This is a genomic window from Aquimarina sp. I32.4 (assembly GCF_002924285.1).
Taxonomy (GTDB): Bacteria; Bacteroidota; Bacteroidia; order Flavobacteriales; family Flavobacteriaceae; genus Aquimarina.
Genome location: NZ_PGUB01000004.1, coordinates 1 through 14,876, shown reverse-complemented (window position 1 = coordinate 14,876; position 14,876 = coordinate 1). Strand labels below are relative to the sequence as shown.

Genomic DNA, 14,876 nt, shown 5'->3' with positions numbered 1-14,876 from the left:
AAAAGCCTGCTAAACTTAAGTTTAGCAGACTTTTTTATAATATATTTTTATCTACTCTAATACAAAAGATAATACTTTTCCTGTAGCTCCATTAGGGAAAGCAATCCCAAGCAAAGCTGAAATCGTAGGTGCAATATCTGTAATGTAGGTTTCCTGTGTTGTACTCCCCTTCTGTATTCCGTTACCAAAAAACAATAAAGGTGCATGCGTATCATAAGTTAATCCACTCCCATGGGTAGAGCCCGTTTTTGAATATGATATTGTAGCTGGATCCAATACAATCATCACATCTCCACTTCTTTTCTGATTAAATCCTTTTTGTATCAAAGCACCAATTCCAGAAGTATATTCACCCGTTTCTAATTGATGCCTAGTAAATACCTTATCAATCTGTTTTTCCTGAAGTACAAAATGAGCAATAGTTCTCTGCAATAACTCTGGTACTATTTTGTTTTCTTTCAACTTCTCATAATTAAAAAACAGCTGATTATTAGACATATTCTTAATTAAGCCTCCTACTCCAAACTCTTTTTTCACAAATGCTTTAACCTTCGTTATAAATGCATTTCTATCAAAATAACCTGCAGGAATTTTAACCGATTTTAAATATGAAGGTACATGAACTGCACCATGATCTGCCGTAAGAAAGACTGTATACTTACCTTTTCCTACTTTGCTATCCAACGTATTAAAAAGGCGTTCTAAATCTTTATCCAATCGCAAGTATGTATCTTGAATTTCTTTTGAGTTTACTCCAAAATTATGCCCTACATAATCTGTACTAGAAAAACTTACGGTAAGAAAATCTGTAATATCATCAGTCCCTAATTGCTCACCTTGAATTACTGCAATAGCAAAATCAGCAGTCAAACTATTACCATATGCTGTCGATTTTATAATATCATATCCAGAATTCTGGTCTTTTAATGCCGCCAGATCATACGGAAAAGTAGCTGTTTCTTTTCCTTTAAAACCTCTTTCGTATGTATTTTTATCCGTACCACTTTCTACATACGTGTTAATATCATATAGTGTATTCCATTCTTTTAGATAAGATGCTGCCTTACCAGAAGCATTAAACTTTTTTACCCAATCTGGCAATTCACTTCTATAATACGAAGTTGTTATCCATTTCCCTTCATCCCTACCTCTAAACCAGTATGCGCCATTTGCTGTATGCCCTGCTGGTAAAATAGCTCCTCTATCCTTGATCGCAACACCAATTGTTTTTCCCTTAAACTGTGTATGCAATCTATTTTGATCTGCTACCGTAGAGGTTTTCATACGCCGGGGTGACATCCGCTCTGATTGACTAGCTGATCCTACAGGACTCACCAAAGAGTCACTTGCACAATACACCATTCTTTTACCAAATTTATCATACCAATTGTTTGATATAATCCCATGATTTTTAGGTGTCGTTCCTGTATATACAGAAGCATGACCTGGCCCTGTATAAGTAGGTACATAATTAAAATGATTGTTTTTGCAATTAAAACCTTCATTGATCATACGCTTAAACCCTCCGTTTTCAAAACGATTATAAAAACGAGTAATATAATCGTATCGCATCTGATCAACTACAATACCAACTACCAATTTTGGTAAGCTATTAATTTTAATTTCTTTTTGCGAGCTACATGGCACGCAACACATAACAAGTAATGTGAGTAAGAATATTTTTTTTATCATTCTTTTTTACTTTTGAAGAGCTAAAATACTATTTGTGCAAATGTAAAACTTTAATAGAAGGTTAAATGCTATGGCTATTTTTTTTTCTATTTTAGCCTTTCTAATTATAACAAATGTTTTATCTAGACGATATTGGTCGCTATTTTTTAATGTTGAAAGGAGTTTTTAGTCGAATGACTAAAGGATCTGTTATACGAAATCTAATTTTTAAAGAAATCGATGATCTTATTATTGGCTCTTTAGGAATTACCGTATTTCTTGCTTTTTTTATTGGGGCAGTTGTAGCCATACAAACAGCACTTAACCTCACAAATCCTTTGATCCCGAAAAAGCTTATTGCTTTTGCTTCTAGACAATCAGTTATACTTGAATTTGCACCTACTTTTATTTCTGTAATAATGGCTGGTAAAGTGGGCTCATTTATTACATCGAGTATAGGTACAATGAGAGTAACAGAGCAAATTGATGCACTCGAAGTAATGGGGATTAACTCTCTCAATTATTTAGTTTTCCCAAAAATAATAGCAATGCTTACTTATCCTTTTGTAATTGCGATAGCTATGTTTACAGGAGTATTTGGAGCATATGTAGCTGGAGTATATGGTGGATTTGTATCTACTGATGATTTTTTGGTAGGCCTTAGAGAAGAATTTATGCCTTATCACCTTGTGTATGCTTTTATCAAAACTTTCTTATATTCTTTTTTATTAGCTACCATCCCTTCATTTCACGGATATTATATGAAAGGAGGCGCACTAGAAGTAGGTAAAGCAAGTACTTCTGCTTTTGTGTGGACCACGGTAGTTATTGTTATCTCTAATTATGTTCTCACCCAATTATTACTAAGCTAATGATAGAAGTAAAAAACCTACATAAAGGATTTAACGGAGAAGAAATTTTAAAAGGGGTTACCACCACTTTTGATCGAGGAAAAACGAATCTTATTATTGGAACTAGTGGTAGTGGTAAAACGGTCTTTTTAAAATGTTTATTGGGGCTTTTTACTCCAGAAAAAGGAACTATTTGTTATGATGGTAGCACATATTCAGACCTTAACGAGCAGGAACAAAGAGACCTGAGAGAACAAATGGGAATGGTTTTTCAGGGTAGTGCATTGTTTGACTCTATGACTGTAGAAGAAAATGTAATGTTTCCTTTGATGATGTTTACCAAACAGAAAAAAGAAGAAATGCTAGAGAGGGTTCACAAAGTGCTGGATCGGGTAAATCTTGAAAATGCAGAGAAAAAACTTCCTTCTGAAATTAGTGGAGGAATGCAAAAACGTGTAGCTATTGCTCGTGCAATAGTGACGCAACCAAAATATTTATTCTGTGATGAACCTAACTCTGGACTAGACCCCAGAACTGCTATTGTAATCGATAATCTGATCAAAGAAATTACCGAAGAAAATAATATTACTACGGTAATTAATACTCATGACATGAACTCGGTAATGGAGATAGGAGAAAAAATTATTTTCCTTAAAAGTGGTCATTTGGAATGGGAAGGTAATAAGTCACAAATTTTCAAAACTGATAATGACGCGGTCACAGATTTTGTATACTCTTCTAATTTATTCAAAAAAGTACGCGATGCTCAATTAAAAGGGTTGTAATAAACAAAAACCTTTCCTTTTCAAATCTCTAAATAGTAGAAATTATCTTATATCATTATTTGGGTTTCAGGAATATTGTATCCATTTTCCAGTGTGTATTCTTTCTAGCAGCTCCACCGTATTTGTTAAATGCTTTTATAGTGTCTGTAATATACCCATTTTTCAAAACCAGTTCTCTTACAAATACAGGAGGTGCTTCGTATCCTATAAAGGTTACCTCTCTATATCTTTTTTTACTTAATTCATAATATCCTCTTGCATCTGTATATGATTCTCCTACTTTACACTTCTCAATTGGTTCGTTGCTATTTTTAGTATAGATATACCCAGTTAATTTTGGTCTACTTAATCTACTCACCAAACAAGACTGCATCAGCATTGTAATGCCAATCAAAAAAAGTACACGCTTCATCTAGTATTTTTATTTTTTAAAGCCTGTTGTAAATAAATTCCTAGCTCCTTTTATTCCACATTTTTGATATTTATTATATACTTGAGCTGCCCGCTCATCAATTTGCTTTCCTGATTCATTATTGATCCATCCATCAATAGCTGATTTCAAGGTATATGCTTCTGGTGCCATCAAATGCGTTGTCCATAAAATTGGATTGGCATTGGCTTTTTTTATTTCAGGAGAGAAAAAGTTTCTGCTATAACATGCCAAAACTATTACATCCTTCTGCTTCTCATTCGTTCTTTTATAATTCACATTTACATCAAAATCCATTAACCCATCATGTCCTATATAAGCTAATAAATCAGCATCTCCTCCAAAACATAAGTCTTTTGAATCTACTCCTATTTTTAATGGATTTTGAGTATTGGATGCTTTCAAAAAATCTTCTATACATGGTTTTATTTGCTCACCATCATAAGCATCTGCTAATATATACACATCTTTTGTAGCATGCTTAAACAATATTCTATCCAAAATATAAGGGTTTGAAGATTTTAATTGTTTTATAAATTTCCAATCTTTTGTTTTTAGTTTTAAATATGATTTCACACCATATCCTGCTCCCCAATATAAATTAAGCCTAGGATCTTTGCCGTTTCCTATTTTTTCAGGAACAGGTACTATCCCTTGAAATTTATTATCACACAATGCAACATATACATGAATCGTCTTTGTTTGACCATAACTTTTTGCATACAAAACCAACATCAAAAACAATAGTAAAACTTTATTTATTTTCATATTTTCAGAATTAAGTTATGACTCCCTTCTATTTATTATTATCTATATTCTTATTTCCCTCAAAAAAATCATTAAAAAATAACAATTGATATTTTATTGCATTTGCCCAATATACCCAATTGTGTTCTCCTGATCTTTCTATATAATCATGAGCTATATTATTCTGCACTAATTTTTGATGCAATCTTTTATTTGCATCAAAAAAGAAATCATCATACCCACAATCAATAATCAGTTTCAAATCTCCGTTTAACAAATGAGTCAAATTAATAACTGTATTTTGTTCCCAGACTTCTTTATTTTCAGCATAACTACCTAATCGTTTACTTATATCCCAATTATTAGGAAAAGGCCTAATATCAACACCTCCACTCATACTACCAGCAGCTCCCCAAATATCCTGATGCTTAAAAGCAAGATACAACGCTCCATGCCCTCCCATACTTAAGCCTGTAATTGCTCGGCTCTTTCTATGAGAAATAGTTCTATATTTTTCATCTATTTCTCTTACCAATTCTTTTGATATGTAGGTTTCATATTTCATCTTCTCATCTATAGGGCTATCAAAATACCAACTTGTTACATCACCCGAGGGACAAACAATAATAATGTTATTACTGTCTGCATATTTTTTTATGATAGGAGCTTTTGTTACCCAATCACTATAATCCCCATAAGCTCCATGTAATAAGTACAGTACTGGGAATTTATTTTGTTGAGTAGTATAACTATCAGGTAAAATCACTACGTTGTTAACACTTCTATTCATTGATACACTCGTAATAGCCAAGGTATCTACCTGAGAAGCTATAAGAAATGAGTAGTTACCTATCAAGAATAGTAAAAAAAGTTGTAATCGCATCATAGTATATAGTTAATGAATTAATGATAAAACATAACAAAATTGTAATCAAAAATAAATGACAACGCACTCAAAGATGATTCAAAAATTACTTTATTGCACTCAAACAATCTTATTGAGAACTATTTTGAAAGAGAGGATAAAATCAATAATTAATTCTTATTCTACATATAGTGTATCGGCTTTCATTTCTTTGGTTATCCATTCTTGTAAAGCATGTATTCTTACATTATCTAAGCTATCAGATACTTGGAATTTCCATTTAGGAAAGATTACTTGTACAGTATCTACCTTTAAGAAGTTTGATCTTTGCACCTTACCATATCCTAATTCTGCTAGATCAGGAAAACGTATCTTGGCATCTTTTGCAATACTAGCGTATGGTATTACTGCTACAGGAACTACTTTACTAGCTTCTTTAAGCTGTGTTTCTAATCCAGTGATTTGTATTTTTAGATCTTCTATCTTATCAAGAAGTTTTTCATTTTCTTTTTCTACTCGATTTAGCTGTACAATAGATCTATCATACGCTTTAGAAATCTGATCAATTCCTCGTGATTTATTACCATTTATAGCTAATGTAAAATCACTAATACTGGTATATTTTTTAATTTCATTTTGAAGATCACTCACGGTCGCTTCATTAATTTCTCCATCAAAATAAAGCTTTATAGATTCATTGTTATAATCATAAAAATCTTTCCTCAGGTATAGATTTTCATTAGCATCAATTTCATTAGCCTTAAAAGACTTATAATCTCTCTCTGCATTACTCTCATTGAGCGTTACATAAAAAGTATAACTTGCTGGTATCATTACCAATATTGCTAATAAAGAAGCTAATTGTGCTGTACGTTTTCTTTTTACTGAATTAGCATAGCGCAACATCGGGAAACGTAATAACTTAGACACAATAAATGTAGACAATGCTATAAAAGTAGCATTGATTGAGAATAAATACAATGCCCCTAGAGCATATCCTAGCTCCCATTCTGCAATACCATACCCTACTGTACATAGAGGAGGCATCAGGGCGGTAGCAATAGCTACTCCTGCAATAGCATTAGCCATTGTTCCTTTTTTAGACTTAGCTACAATCAATGCCAGTCCTCCAAAAACAGCTACCATTACATCTAGTATTGTCGGTGCTGTTCTGGCTTCTAATTCTGGGGTTAATTCTGTCAGAGGAGAAACCCAGAAATATAGTGTTGCCGCAAGAACACTTAACCCAACCATTACCCCAAGATTAACCAGAGACCTCCTTAAAGTATCTATGTCATTGATCGCTATTGATAGCCCAATACCAACAATAGGTCCCATTAAAGGAGAAATTAACATGGCTCCAATCACTACTGCGGTAGAACTTACATTAAGACCAATAGAGGCTACAAAGACAGAAAAAATAAGAATCCAAGCATTATGCCCCTTAAAGGGAATATCTTTTTTTACATCTTCTATCGTCTGATCTTTATCGGTTTCAGATCGTATATCCAGAAGTTCCCTAATAAATGTATTTACACTTTCAAAAAGCCCTTTGGCATCTCTTTTTACTGATTCTGCCATTTCCTCCTTATCAGAAGCAGGTTGTTGATTTGTATTCTCTGTCATTGTTTATTATCCGTATTGTTCTCCGTATTGTTCTTTTACTTTTTGAAGTACCTTTTTTATATCCTGTTCTTTCTGTTTTGGATAAATCAAAAGCACTTCTTCTTTATCTATGATAATGTAATCTTTTAATCCATCAACCACCACAATTTTATCATTGGATGTTCTTATCATATTCCCTGATGCGTTTTCAGGCAATACTCGTGCATTTACAACCGCATTATTCATTGGTGTTTTATCAAGCTTATCATATAAAGAACCCCAGGTTCCTAAATCATTCCAATCAAATGTTGCTGGAAGCACGTATACATTATCTGCTTTTTCCAAAATAGCATAATCAATTGATATATTTTCTGCTAAAGGATAATTTTCTTGTATAAAATCGTTCTCCTGCACAGTATTATAGACGAACGATCCTTTTTTAAATAACACAGTCATTGTTTCCTGAAACTGTTCGAATGCAGATACAATACTATTCACACTCCAAATAAAAATACCAGCATTCCACAAATAATTACCTTCGCTTAAAAACTTTTTGGCAGTATCGTAATTGGGTTTCTCTGTAAACTGAGCAACTTTTTTTCTTGCATCTTTTGTCTCTTTATCATACTGTATATACCCATATCCTGTATTTGGAAACGTAGGCTGAATCCCTAGAGTCATGAGTATATCATTTTCTGCGCATGCCTCAAAACTTTGTTTTAGATTACCTATAAAAGCATCTTCATCTTCTATCCAATGATCACTGGGTGCAACTACCATCACAGCGTCTGGATCATCTTTCTGAATTTTTAACGCTGCATAGAGAATACATGGTGCTGTATTGCGCATTGCTGGTTCGGTAACTACCTGTTCTTGTTTTGCCTCTGGCAATTGCTCTAAAACCAAATCATTATATCGTTCATTGGTAAGAATAAATATATTTTCCTTAGGAATAATTTTAGCTAAACGCGAAAATGTGCGTTGAATTAAAGTCTCTCCAGTTCCTAGCATGTCATGAAACTGTTTAGGGAATTCTGTGGTGCTTACTGGCCAAAATCTTGACCCAACTCCACCTGCCATCAATATTGCATAATAATTTTTATCCATAATCAATTCAATAGTTCGACTTCTGCGTTTGGATTAAAAAGGTAAATTTTACCTGTATTGAGTTCTACGCATTCGTATCGTTTTACTCTTTTACTTCCTTTTTTAAAAATTTTTCCATTATATAACCGGAAGACACTTCCGAGGGGTAATTCAAAGATATAATTTTTATCATTAGCAGGATCAAATTGTTTTAATGCAATTGATAATTTTTCGTCAGTATCACTACTTGCTCTGGGATTTTTAAAATGATTTGCTACTACTGGTAACACTTTAGATGGAAAAACCTCTGGATTAATAAAGGGTAGCATTAATTGCTGAAAAGTTTTTTTCCATTCAATTCCATGTGGTTTTATATAGCGTCCATACTTCTCAAAAGCAACTAAATGCGCTATCTCGTGAATCAAGGTTATGAGAAAACGATATTTATTAAGAGATGCATTTACAGTAATCTGATGACTCCCATCAGACATTTTTCGATAATCACCATGTCTAGTTACTCTTTCATTTACAATTTTGAGATGCACATTACATTTCTGGATCAGTTCAAACGCCAGCTCTAAAGCTCGCTCAGGAATGTATTTTGCCAGTATTTCCTTCATCGTCGCAAAATACAAAATTAAGCGCATCGATACGACGCGCTTAATTCATTATTTTTTTGCCTTACGAATCCATTTAAAGTATGTAAAAATAAAAGTTCCTACTATCAAAAGTGGCCAAATATAAAACAACAATAATGTCAGGTTTTTTATAATAGACCAACCAAAGGACATTCCTTTTTTTGCTTTATTCAAAAAATCTGGCTCATATGTATCCGGTTCTTCTTTTGGGATTATTGTTTCATACAAATCTATTTGAATTGTACTATAGGAAACTTTACTCCTCATATAGTTTAATCGACCTTGAGCTGATTCTATTTCTTCTTGAATCTCACTTAATTTTTCTTCTGCTTTTAAAATATCCTCTACCGTTTTTGCCTTGTTTCTCAAAATAGTTTCATATCGCTCTTTTACTTCTTGCTTTGTTTTTAATCGAGAGGATATATCAATATATTCTTCTGTCACATCTACAGTGGTTATATTCTTGTAGTCTACAAATTCTGCCAATCCACAAATACTATCTAAAACAATGTTAAATTCATTCTTAGGAATCCTTATTGTAAAATGATTCTCTTTTGTATAGTTTGTATTTGTAAATCGCTCATCAGAAACATATCCAAGATAATTCAACGCTACCTTCCTTGCTAATTTTGTTGCTTTCTCAACATTTTTAACCTTTATTCTGCAATTTGCATTTCTAATAATTTTTTGCACTGTATGAACACCCTTATTTCTTATTTTGGCTTCATCACTATCTAGAGCTGATTCCTCTTCGATTACGGCAGTTGCTAACACAGGAGCTTCCTCTGTATCTTTGAGCATAATATTCTCTGTTTCAAAAACATGATCTCTTTCTCTTCGAGAACAAGAATACCCTAACACTATCAATGTTATTAGAATCAATATTCTCCTTATTTTTAAATTATCCTTTTTCATATTATCTAATTCCTTTATAACTATTCATTAATCTTATAAACTCTGCCCTATACCCTTGTTCATCTTTTCCTTTATTGCTTTTGGCTAAATCTATAATATCCTCTAAGTTTTGATATTGTATATATTCAGAGCCTCTTAATTTCATACCAAACCATGCTACAGAAGCAGCAAACTTGAAATCTGTTGACTCCTCTTCTTTATCTCCTAGAAATACATACTCCAGTTTATTACTTTGATTTTCTTTTGGTTTTTTATATCGTAATTTCACAGTAAACAACTCATCAGAATCTTTTATTACTTTTTTTGTGTATTTCAAATCTGACATTTCTTTATAATATTTACTTTTTACTCCTATTGGTATGATTTCATAAAGAGCTGTAACAGTATGCCCACTCCCTAATTCTCCTGCATCTTTGGTATCATCTATAAAATCTTCATCTTTCAACATTCTATTTTCATACCCTATTAAACGATATGCTTTAATCTTTTTTGGATTAAATTCTACCTGAATTTTTACATCTTTGGCAATCGTAAACAATGTCCCTCCAAACTCTAATCCGAATATTCTTTGAGCTTCTTGCATAGTATCTACATATGCATGATTACCATTACCCAAATCTGCAAGAGTTTCTAATTTGCTATCCTTATAATTTCCCATACCGAAACCCATACAGGTTAGAAATACTCCTGTCTCTCTTTTTTCTTTAATTAATACCCCCATCTCTTTATCACTATTCATGCCTATATTAAAATCTCCGTCTGTAGCCAAAATCACTCTATTATTACCATTTCTTATAAAGTTGTTTTCAGCAATTTTATATGCCAGTTCTATACCTTCTCCTCCTGCAGTTCCTCCTCCTGCCGTAAGATTATCAAAAGCACTCATTATTTTTTCTTTATTACCACCACTTGTAGCCTCTAGAACCACTCCTGCTGCTCCTGCATATACTACTATAGATACCTTATCTTCTTTTCTTAATTTTGCCACCAATAACCTAAATGCTTTTTTAAGCAAGGGCAATTTATTTTGTTGAGACATAGAGCCAGAAACATCTATCAAAAACACCAAATTAGAAGCTAACATATCCTGAGTTGGTATTTCTTTTCCTTTCAATCCTATTTTTATCAATTTAGTTTCTTTGTTCCACGGTGTGTTTCCCTCTTCTGCATGAATGGCTAATGGATGCTCATCAATCGGTAATTTGTAATCATATTTAAAATAATTAATCATCTCTTCGACCTTAACAGCATCTTCAGCCACTCTTTGTCCATTATTGATCATTCTACGAATATTGCTATAGGAAGCTCTATCTACATCTATTGAAAAAGTAGATAAAGGAGCCGTATACACCCCCTTAAAACCATTTTCTATAATCTCCTTATAACTTTCATCATTACCACTCATATCATCTGTTTTAGATTCTACCACAATAGTTTCTTGAACATCATAGCGCTTATCATGATATTGATTACATGAACTTACTATTACAAGTAATACTCCTAGTATTAGTATTCTATTTTTTTTTACCATCTTTGTTTTCATTATTTATAGTTTTATCTTGTTACACTGAAAAACAAACTTAGATTGAGTCATGCATTATCTTTTGCAAAGCTCTTGTAAAACGTTTGTAAAACATTTTACAAACTACAAATACTTAATTATCAAAATAATACAACTATAGATTCCGAAGAAAAAATAGCATTCGATCTTCTTAAAAAAGCAATAACCCAACAGTTTTTAAAGGGTAATTCTGCTTCAAATGATGATATCGCTAACTGGAAGGGGCAGGATATTATATTGTTTCAGGAGGATTTAAAAAAACAAGTCAATACCAGTATAAGCGAAAAATCTTTTTATAGTTATTTTAAAAACTCTTCAGAAAAATTACCTCGTGTTGACATTCTTAATTTGCTTTCTCAATATTGTGGGCATACGAATTGGAATGATTTTATGAAGAGCACCTCCCAAATAACACCTTCTATAAAAAAGAAATCTTACAACTTATGGCTATGGGTAGCCTGTATCACTCTAAGTTTGTTTGCCTCAATATTCATTCTAACCCCCACTAACAATACTTTCAGATTTTGCTTTATAGATCAAGATAGAAATCAAGTAATTACCAAAGTACCTATAGATATTGTTATACTTAATGACAAAGAATCTCCTTTTTACTCAAAAAGCGATAGTACTGGCTGTTTTGCATGGAAAACAAAAGATGATTATATTCATTTTGTAATACGATCCCCTTATCACAAAACTGACACCATATACAGAATAACATCTTCTGATTTTAATGAAAACCTACAGGTGCGAACTGATGACTATGCACTTATACTGCATTATTATGCGAATGGAAAAGTTGAAGATTGGAAAAACAGAAGGAAAGAGTTATCACAAATGATTGCAAATGATGCTCATATTTTTCAAGTATTACCACAACGATTAGGTATTGAAATGTATACCAAAAAAGATTTCATCAACAAACTTACTACACCAACACAGAGCTTAAAAAATGTAGAAATTATTGAATCTAAACGATCAAATGGGCAAATTGTAAAACTTAAATTCAAGATAAAATCATGAGACGATTACTATTTATCATAGCGATTTTATTCTTGATAGGTTGTGCCAATAATGAATCAAGAAGAATGGAAATGGAAACAACTGTATCTCTTGATATTCCTAAAGAAACAACCGCACTCTCTGATAGCGATGCCTATATGATAATTATTAAACAAAAATTACAAGAGTATCTTGACAGGAAAGCTTTAGCTAAATCTAATCCTGATTTTGCTATTGAAACAGACAGAAACACCTCTATTCTTACCACGGAAGGGACACAAATTAAATATCTCGATTTTATAACCCCTATTAAAACTACTTCTGACTCTATCAAAGAAGTACTAATAAAAGTCGTTACAGAACAAAAAACTGACACCATCATGACGATTATCAATACTTCAAAAATTGAAATTGACGGAGAATTATTGACGACTACAAAGGTTTCCTTTGATACTATCAAAAAATAATTAACCTAGTTTATCTTATCAGTCTTATTATTTTCAACTTGTAACTCTTATACCAGATAAACATCCATCAAGGTGTACTGCTAGATACCTGAAGTACTTTTCCGTTATAATATTTATTCCCTGTAGTAGAAAAATCTTTAATATAGGTAGCCATTTCTATTGCTGTGAGCGGAGCTTCGTATCCAGGAAAAGCCTCTTCTAGCATCTCTGTTTGCACTGCCCCAAGGGCTAGTACATTAAAAGCTATTCCACTTTCTTTATATTCCTCTGCCAATAACTCGCTCAATGTTATTACTGCTCCTTTACTAGAACTATATGCCGCTAGACCAGGAAACTTCATACTTCCTTGTATCCCTCCCATACTACTTACAGTCACTACATGACTCCCAGATTTCATAAAAGGTAAAACTAATCTTGTAATCTCTGCAACCCCAAAGACATTTACCTTATACACTTCTTCAAACTCTTTTGTAGTTATCTCCCCAAAAGGTTTATTTAATAGTTTCCCTGCATTATTGATTAAAATATCTACTTGTTGCCATGTAGAAGAAACATAATCAACCATCTTTTGCAAATCTTTCTCTTTGCTAATATCAAAAGGGAATGTATGAACATTTTTGTATTGAAGTGCTGCAACAGGTTTTTCATTTCTGGATAAAGCCAAAACCTGATGCCCTTCACCTGCAAGCATTTTTACTAATTCATATCCTATTCCTCTACTCGCTCCTGTAATGATAATATTTTTACTCATACTATAAAAAAGCGCTATTTGGTTAACTTAATTTCTTTATCTGTGGTATTAGCTATTTTTGTTATTACAGGAACACATTCATTAATAAAGGTTGCCATAAATTCAAAATTCATTTCAGATGCTTCATCATCTACATGATGATAATATTCGTAGTTCGTAAAATCAAATGTAGAAATCGTTTGGCATGGCACATTGAATTGCTGGAAAAAAGGATAATTATCACTTCTTCTAAACAACTGAAACTCTTCAGCTTTTGGAAGGTATCCTATAAGTTCCTGACCCGAATATTCATTCATCTTTTTAGCCATATTAGACATATTATACCCTGTGATATAAGCTTTATAGGGTTTATCATTCAATGGCACCCCTATCATCTCAAAATTAACCATTGTATATAAATTGATATTTTTCTTCTTTAATACTTCTGCCAAATGTATGGAGCCTTGCAACCCTACTTCTTCTGCTCCAAACAATACAAAAAGGATACTACGCTTATTATTTTTTAACTGAGCAAATTGCTTTGCCAAAGAAATCACTGCACAACTTCCTGCTGCATTATCATTAGCTCCATTTGCAATTGTATCTCCATTCACCTCTTTCGCTGTACCTATATGATCAAAATGCGCTCCCAATATAATGGTCTCTTTAGCCAGTTTCTCATCTGTTCCTTTAAGATACCCCACTACATTGTATGTCTTTACTCCTTTTACATCAAAATCATCTCTATAAGTATCAAAATAAGGAACAACCCCATACTTCTTAAATTCATTCTCTATAAACTGTGCTGCCTTCTCTAGCCCTTCACTTCCTGTATCACGCCCACCTAATTCATCACTCGCTAAAAAATTGATAATATCTGCAACTTCAGAAACCTTTGTCTTTTCAAGAGCACTGTCATTTACAGATTCTACCTGTGACTGTGCAACTGTCATCTGTTTACAATTGATAAACAGTAGTGTAACCAAAATGATAAAAATATTCTTTTGCATAAAAATGTGTTTTGGTTAAAGATAAAAAAATCCCGCTCCAAATGAAGCAGGATTAATTATGAAGGCTAAGTTCTAAAATACATATGATCTAGTGCTATATTTTTAAAATTCATCCAAGTTTGATTCGAAGTGAACGCAATTGCTGTGACCATTGCCATTTTCGTGGTTACATTTTTTACTTTTTCTAACACTAAAAACCAATTGAGATAATTCTGTAAATATTTAGTAGCAACACCATTAAAAGAATCCATAAACTTCCTCAGTCTCATATCCATATTGTTGACATTCTGAACATGGTATATCTTATCAGTAACCTTTTGACCTTTAGAAACATTAAACTTTTTATGAGTAATCTCTTTTCCTTTAGCATAAGCAGTGTAACTACGATGGCTATCACTACAAATAGTTTCTACTTTATCTAATTTCCCATCTAAAGTTTCTTCTAGGTCTTTTTTACTGATACGTCCTAATGTAGCAACTTTAAAGTCCTTATTTCCTACACGGTCACAACTA

General features: G+C 32.6%; 16 protein-coding genes. 4 read left to right on the top strand and 12 right to left on the bottom strand.

Annotated elements, in window-relative coordinates:
• Positions 1–51: 51 nt before the first annotated feature.
• Positions 52–1,692: an alkaline phosphatase PafA gene (gene pafA, locus CVD18_RS01290; protein ID WP_103863645.1), complete on the bottom strand. Its 1,641-nt coding sequence runs from the start codon at positions 1,690–1,692 to the stop codon at positions 52–54.
• Positions 1,693–1,805: 113 nt separating this feature from the next.
• On the opposite strand from pafA, the gene CVD18_RS01285 reads away from it, so the two are divergent.
• Both CVD18_RS01285 and CVD18_RS01280 read left to right on the top strand, forming a co-directional pair.
• Complete coding sequence (locus tag CVD18_RS01285; protein ID WP_103863644.1) at positions 1,806–2,543, top strand: ABC transporter permease; 738 nt, start codon at positions 1,806–1,808, stop codon at positions 2,541–2,543.
• On the top strand, positions 2,543–3,307 hold the full coding sequence (locus CVD18_RS01280) for an ABC transporter ATP-binding protein (RefSeq protein WP_103863643.1): 765 nt from the start codon (positions 2,543–2,545) through the stop codon (positions 3,305–3,307). The genes CVD18_RS01285 and CVD18_RS01280 overlap by 1 nt, the downstream gene beginning before the upstream one ends.
• A gap of 55 nt (positions 3,308–3,362) precedes the next feature.
• Here the strand turns inward: CVD18_RS01280 and CVD18_RS01275 are convergent, their stop codons facing one another.
• From CVD18_RS01275 to CVD18_RS01240, 8 genes are all read right to left on the bottom strand, one after another.
• Positions 3,363–3,719: a hypothetical protein gene (locus tag CVD18_RS01275; RefSeq protein ID WP_103863642.1), complete on the bottom strand. Its 357-nt coding sequence runs from the start codon at positions 3,717–3,719 to the stop codon at positions 3,363–3,365.
• 9 nt (positions 3,720–3,728) lie between these two features.
• Positions 3,729–4,505 carry a hypothetical protein gene (locus CVD18_RS01270; RefSeq protein WP_233194446.1) on the bottom strand — a complete coding sequence of 259 codons (777 nt, stop codon included), beginning with the start codon at positions 4,503–4,505 and terminating at the stop codon, positions 3,729–3,731.
• Positions 4,506–4,533: 28 nt separating this feature from the next.
• The gene (locus tag CVD18_RS01265) at positions 4,534–5,370 is read right to left on the bottom strand and encodes an alpha/beta hydrolase family protein (RefSeq protein ID WP_233194445.1); all 837 of its coding nucleotides are present in this window, start codon (positions 5,368–5,370) and stop codon (positions 4,534–4,536) included.
• 156 nt (positions 5,371–5,526) lie between these two features.
• Complete coding sequence (locus CVD18_RS01260) at positions 5,527–6,975, bottom strand: DUF389 domain-containing protein (protein ID WP_103863640.1); 1,449 nt, start codon at positions 6,973–6,975, stop codon at positions 5,527–5,529.
• Positions 6,976–6,981: 6 nt separating this feature from the next.
• On the bottom strand, positions 6,982–8,061 hold the full coding sequence (locus CVD18_RS01255) for a mannose-1-phosphate guanylyltransferase (RefSeq protein ID WP_103863639.1): 1,080 nt from the start codon (positions 8,059–8,061) through the stop codon (positions 6,982–6,984).
• 2 nt (positions 8,062–8,063) lie between these two features.
• On the bottom strand, positions 8,064–8,660 hold the full coding sequence (locus CVD18_RS01250; protein WP_103863638.1) for a SprT-like domain-containing protein: 597 nt from the start codon (positions 8,658–8,660) through the stop codon (positions 8,064–8,066).
• A gap of 48 nt (positions 8,661–8,708) precedes the next feature.
• Positions 8,709–9,593 (bottom strand): DUF4349 domain-containing protein, encoded by an 885-nt coding sequence (locus CVD18_RS01245; RefSeq protein WP_103863637.1) that lies wholly within the window; start codon positions 9,591–9,593, stop codon positions 8,709–8,711.
• A 1-nt stretch (position 9,594) separates the two neighbouring features.
• Positions 9,595–11,136: a VWA domain-containing protein gene (locus CVD18_RS01240; protein ID WP_103863636.1), complete on the bottom strand. Its 1,542-nt coding sequence runs from the start codon at positions 11,134–11,136 to the stop codon at positions 9,595–9,597.
• Between the two features lie 408 nt (positions 11,137–11,544).
• On the opposite strand from CVD18_RS01240, the gene CVD18_RS01235 reads away from it, so the two are divergent.
• Positions 11,545–12,177: a hypothetical protein gene (locus tag CVD18_RS01235; RefSeq protein WP_158250365.1), complete on the top strand. Its 633-nt coding sequence runs from the start codon at positions 11,545–11,547 to the stop codon at positions 12,175–12,177.
• Positions 12,174–12,623: a hypothetical protein gene (locus CVD18_RS01230; protein WP_103863634.1), complete on the top strand. Its 450-nt coding sequence runs from the start codon at positions 12,174–12,176 to the stop codon at positions 12,621–12,623. Before CVD18_RS01235 ends, CVD18_RS01230 begins: the two co-directional genes overlap by 4 nt.
• 67 nt (positions 12,624–12,690) lie before the next feature.
• Here the strand turns inward: CVD18_RS01230 and CVD18_RS01225 are convergent, their stop codons facing one another.
• The 3 genes from CVD18_RS01225 to CVD18_RS01215 form a co-directional block, all read right to left on the bottom strand.
• The gene (locus CVD18_RS01225; RefSeq protein WP_103863633.1) at positions 12,691–13,374 is read right to left on the bottom strand and encodes an SDR family oxidoreductase; all 684 of its coding nucleotides are present in this window, start codon (positions 13,372–13,374) and stop codon (positions 12,691–12,693) included.
• A gap of 14 nt (positions 13,375–13,388) precedes the next feature.
• On the bottom strand, positions 13,389–14,363 hold the full coding sequence (locus CVD18_RS01220; RefSeq protein ID WP_103863632.1) for a M20/M25/M40 family metallo-hydrolase: 975 nt from the start codon (positions 14,361–14,363) through the stop codon (positions 13,389–13,391).
• A gap of 65 nt (positions 14,364–14,428) precedes the next feature.
• Positions 14,429–14,876, bottom strand: a 448-nt coding sequence (locus CVD18_RS01215) for an IS1595 family transposase (protein ID WP_146052674.1), incomplete at its 5' end; no start/stop codon positions are given.

What these genes read in the sequence shown, in the direction of transcription:
- pafA (WP_103863645.1), bottom strand. Translation starts at nt 1,692, where the DNA reads ATGATAAAAAAAATATTCTTACTCACATTACTTGTTATGTGTTGCGTG.
- CVD18_RS01285 (WP_103863644.1), top strand. Translation starts at nt 1,806, where the DNA reads ATGTTTTATCTAGACGATATTGGTCGCTATTTTTTAATGTTGAAAGGA.
- CVD18_RS01280 (WP_103863643.1), top strand. Translation starts at nt 2,543, where the DNA reads ATGATAGAAGTAAAAAACCTACATAAAGGATTTAACGGAGAAGAAATT.
- CVD18_RS01275 (WP_103863642.1), bottom strand. Translation starts at nt 3,719, where the DNA reads ATGAAGCGTGTACTTTTTTTGATTGGCATTACAATGCTGATGCAGTCT.
- CVD18_RS01270 (WP_233194446.1), bottom strand. Translation starts at nt 4,505, where the DNA reads ATGAAAATAAATAAAGTTTTACTATTGTTTTTGATGTTGGTTTTGTAT.
- CVD18_RS01265 (WP_233194445.1), bottom strand. Translation starts at nt 5,370, where the DNA reads ATGATGCGATTACAACTTTTTTTACTATTCTTGATAGGTAACTACTCA.
- CVD18_RS01260 (WP_103863640.1), bottom strand. Translation starts at nt 6,975, where the DNA reads ATGACAGAGAATACAAATCAACAACCTGCTTCTGATAAGGAGGAAATG.
- CVD18_RS01255 (WP_103863639.1), bottom strand. Translation starts at nt 8,061, where the DNA reads ATGGATAAAAATTATTATGCAATATTGATGGCAGGTGGAGTTGGGTCA.
- CVD18_RS01250 (WP_103863638.1), bottom strand. Translation starts at nt 8,660, where the DNA reads ATGAAGGAAATACTGGCAAAATACATTCCTGAGCGAGCTTTAGAGCTG.
- CVD18_RS01245 (WP_103863637.1), bottom strand. Translation starts at nt 9,593, where the DNA reads ATGAAAAAGGATAATTTAAAAATAAGGAGAATATTGATTCTAATAACA.
- CVD18_RS01240 (WP_103863636.1), bottom strand. Translation starts at nt 11,136, where the DNA reads ATGAAAACAAAGATGGTAAAAAAAAATAGAATACTAATACTAGGAGTA.
- CVD18_RS01235 (WP_158250365.1), top strand. Translation starts at nt 11,545, where the DNA reads ATGAAGAGCACCTCCCAAATAACACCTTCTATAAAAAAGAAATCTTAC.
- CVD18_RS01230 (WP_103863634.1), top strand. Translation starts at nt 12,174, where the DNA reads ATGAGACGATTACTATTTATCATAGCGATTTTATTCTTGATAGGTTGT.
- CVD18_RS01225 (WP_103863633.1), bottom strand. Translation starts at nt 13,374, where the DNA reads ATGAGTAAAAATATTATCATTACAGGAGCGAGTAGAGGAATAGGATAT.
- CVD18_RS01220 (WP_103863632.1), bottom strand. Translation starts at nt 14,363, where the DNA reads ATGCAAAAGAATATTTTTATCATTTTGGTTACACTACTGTTTATCAAT.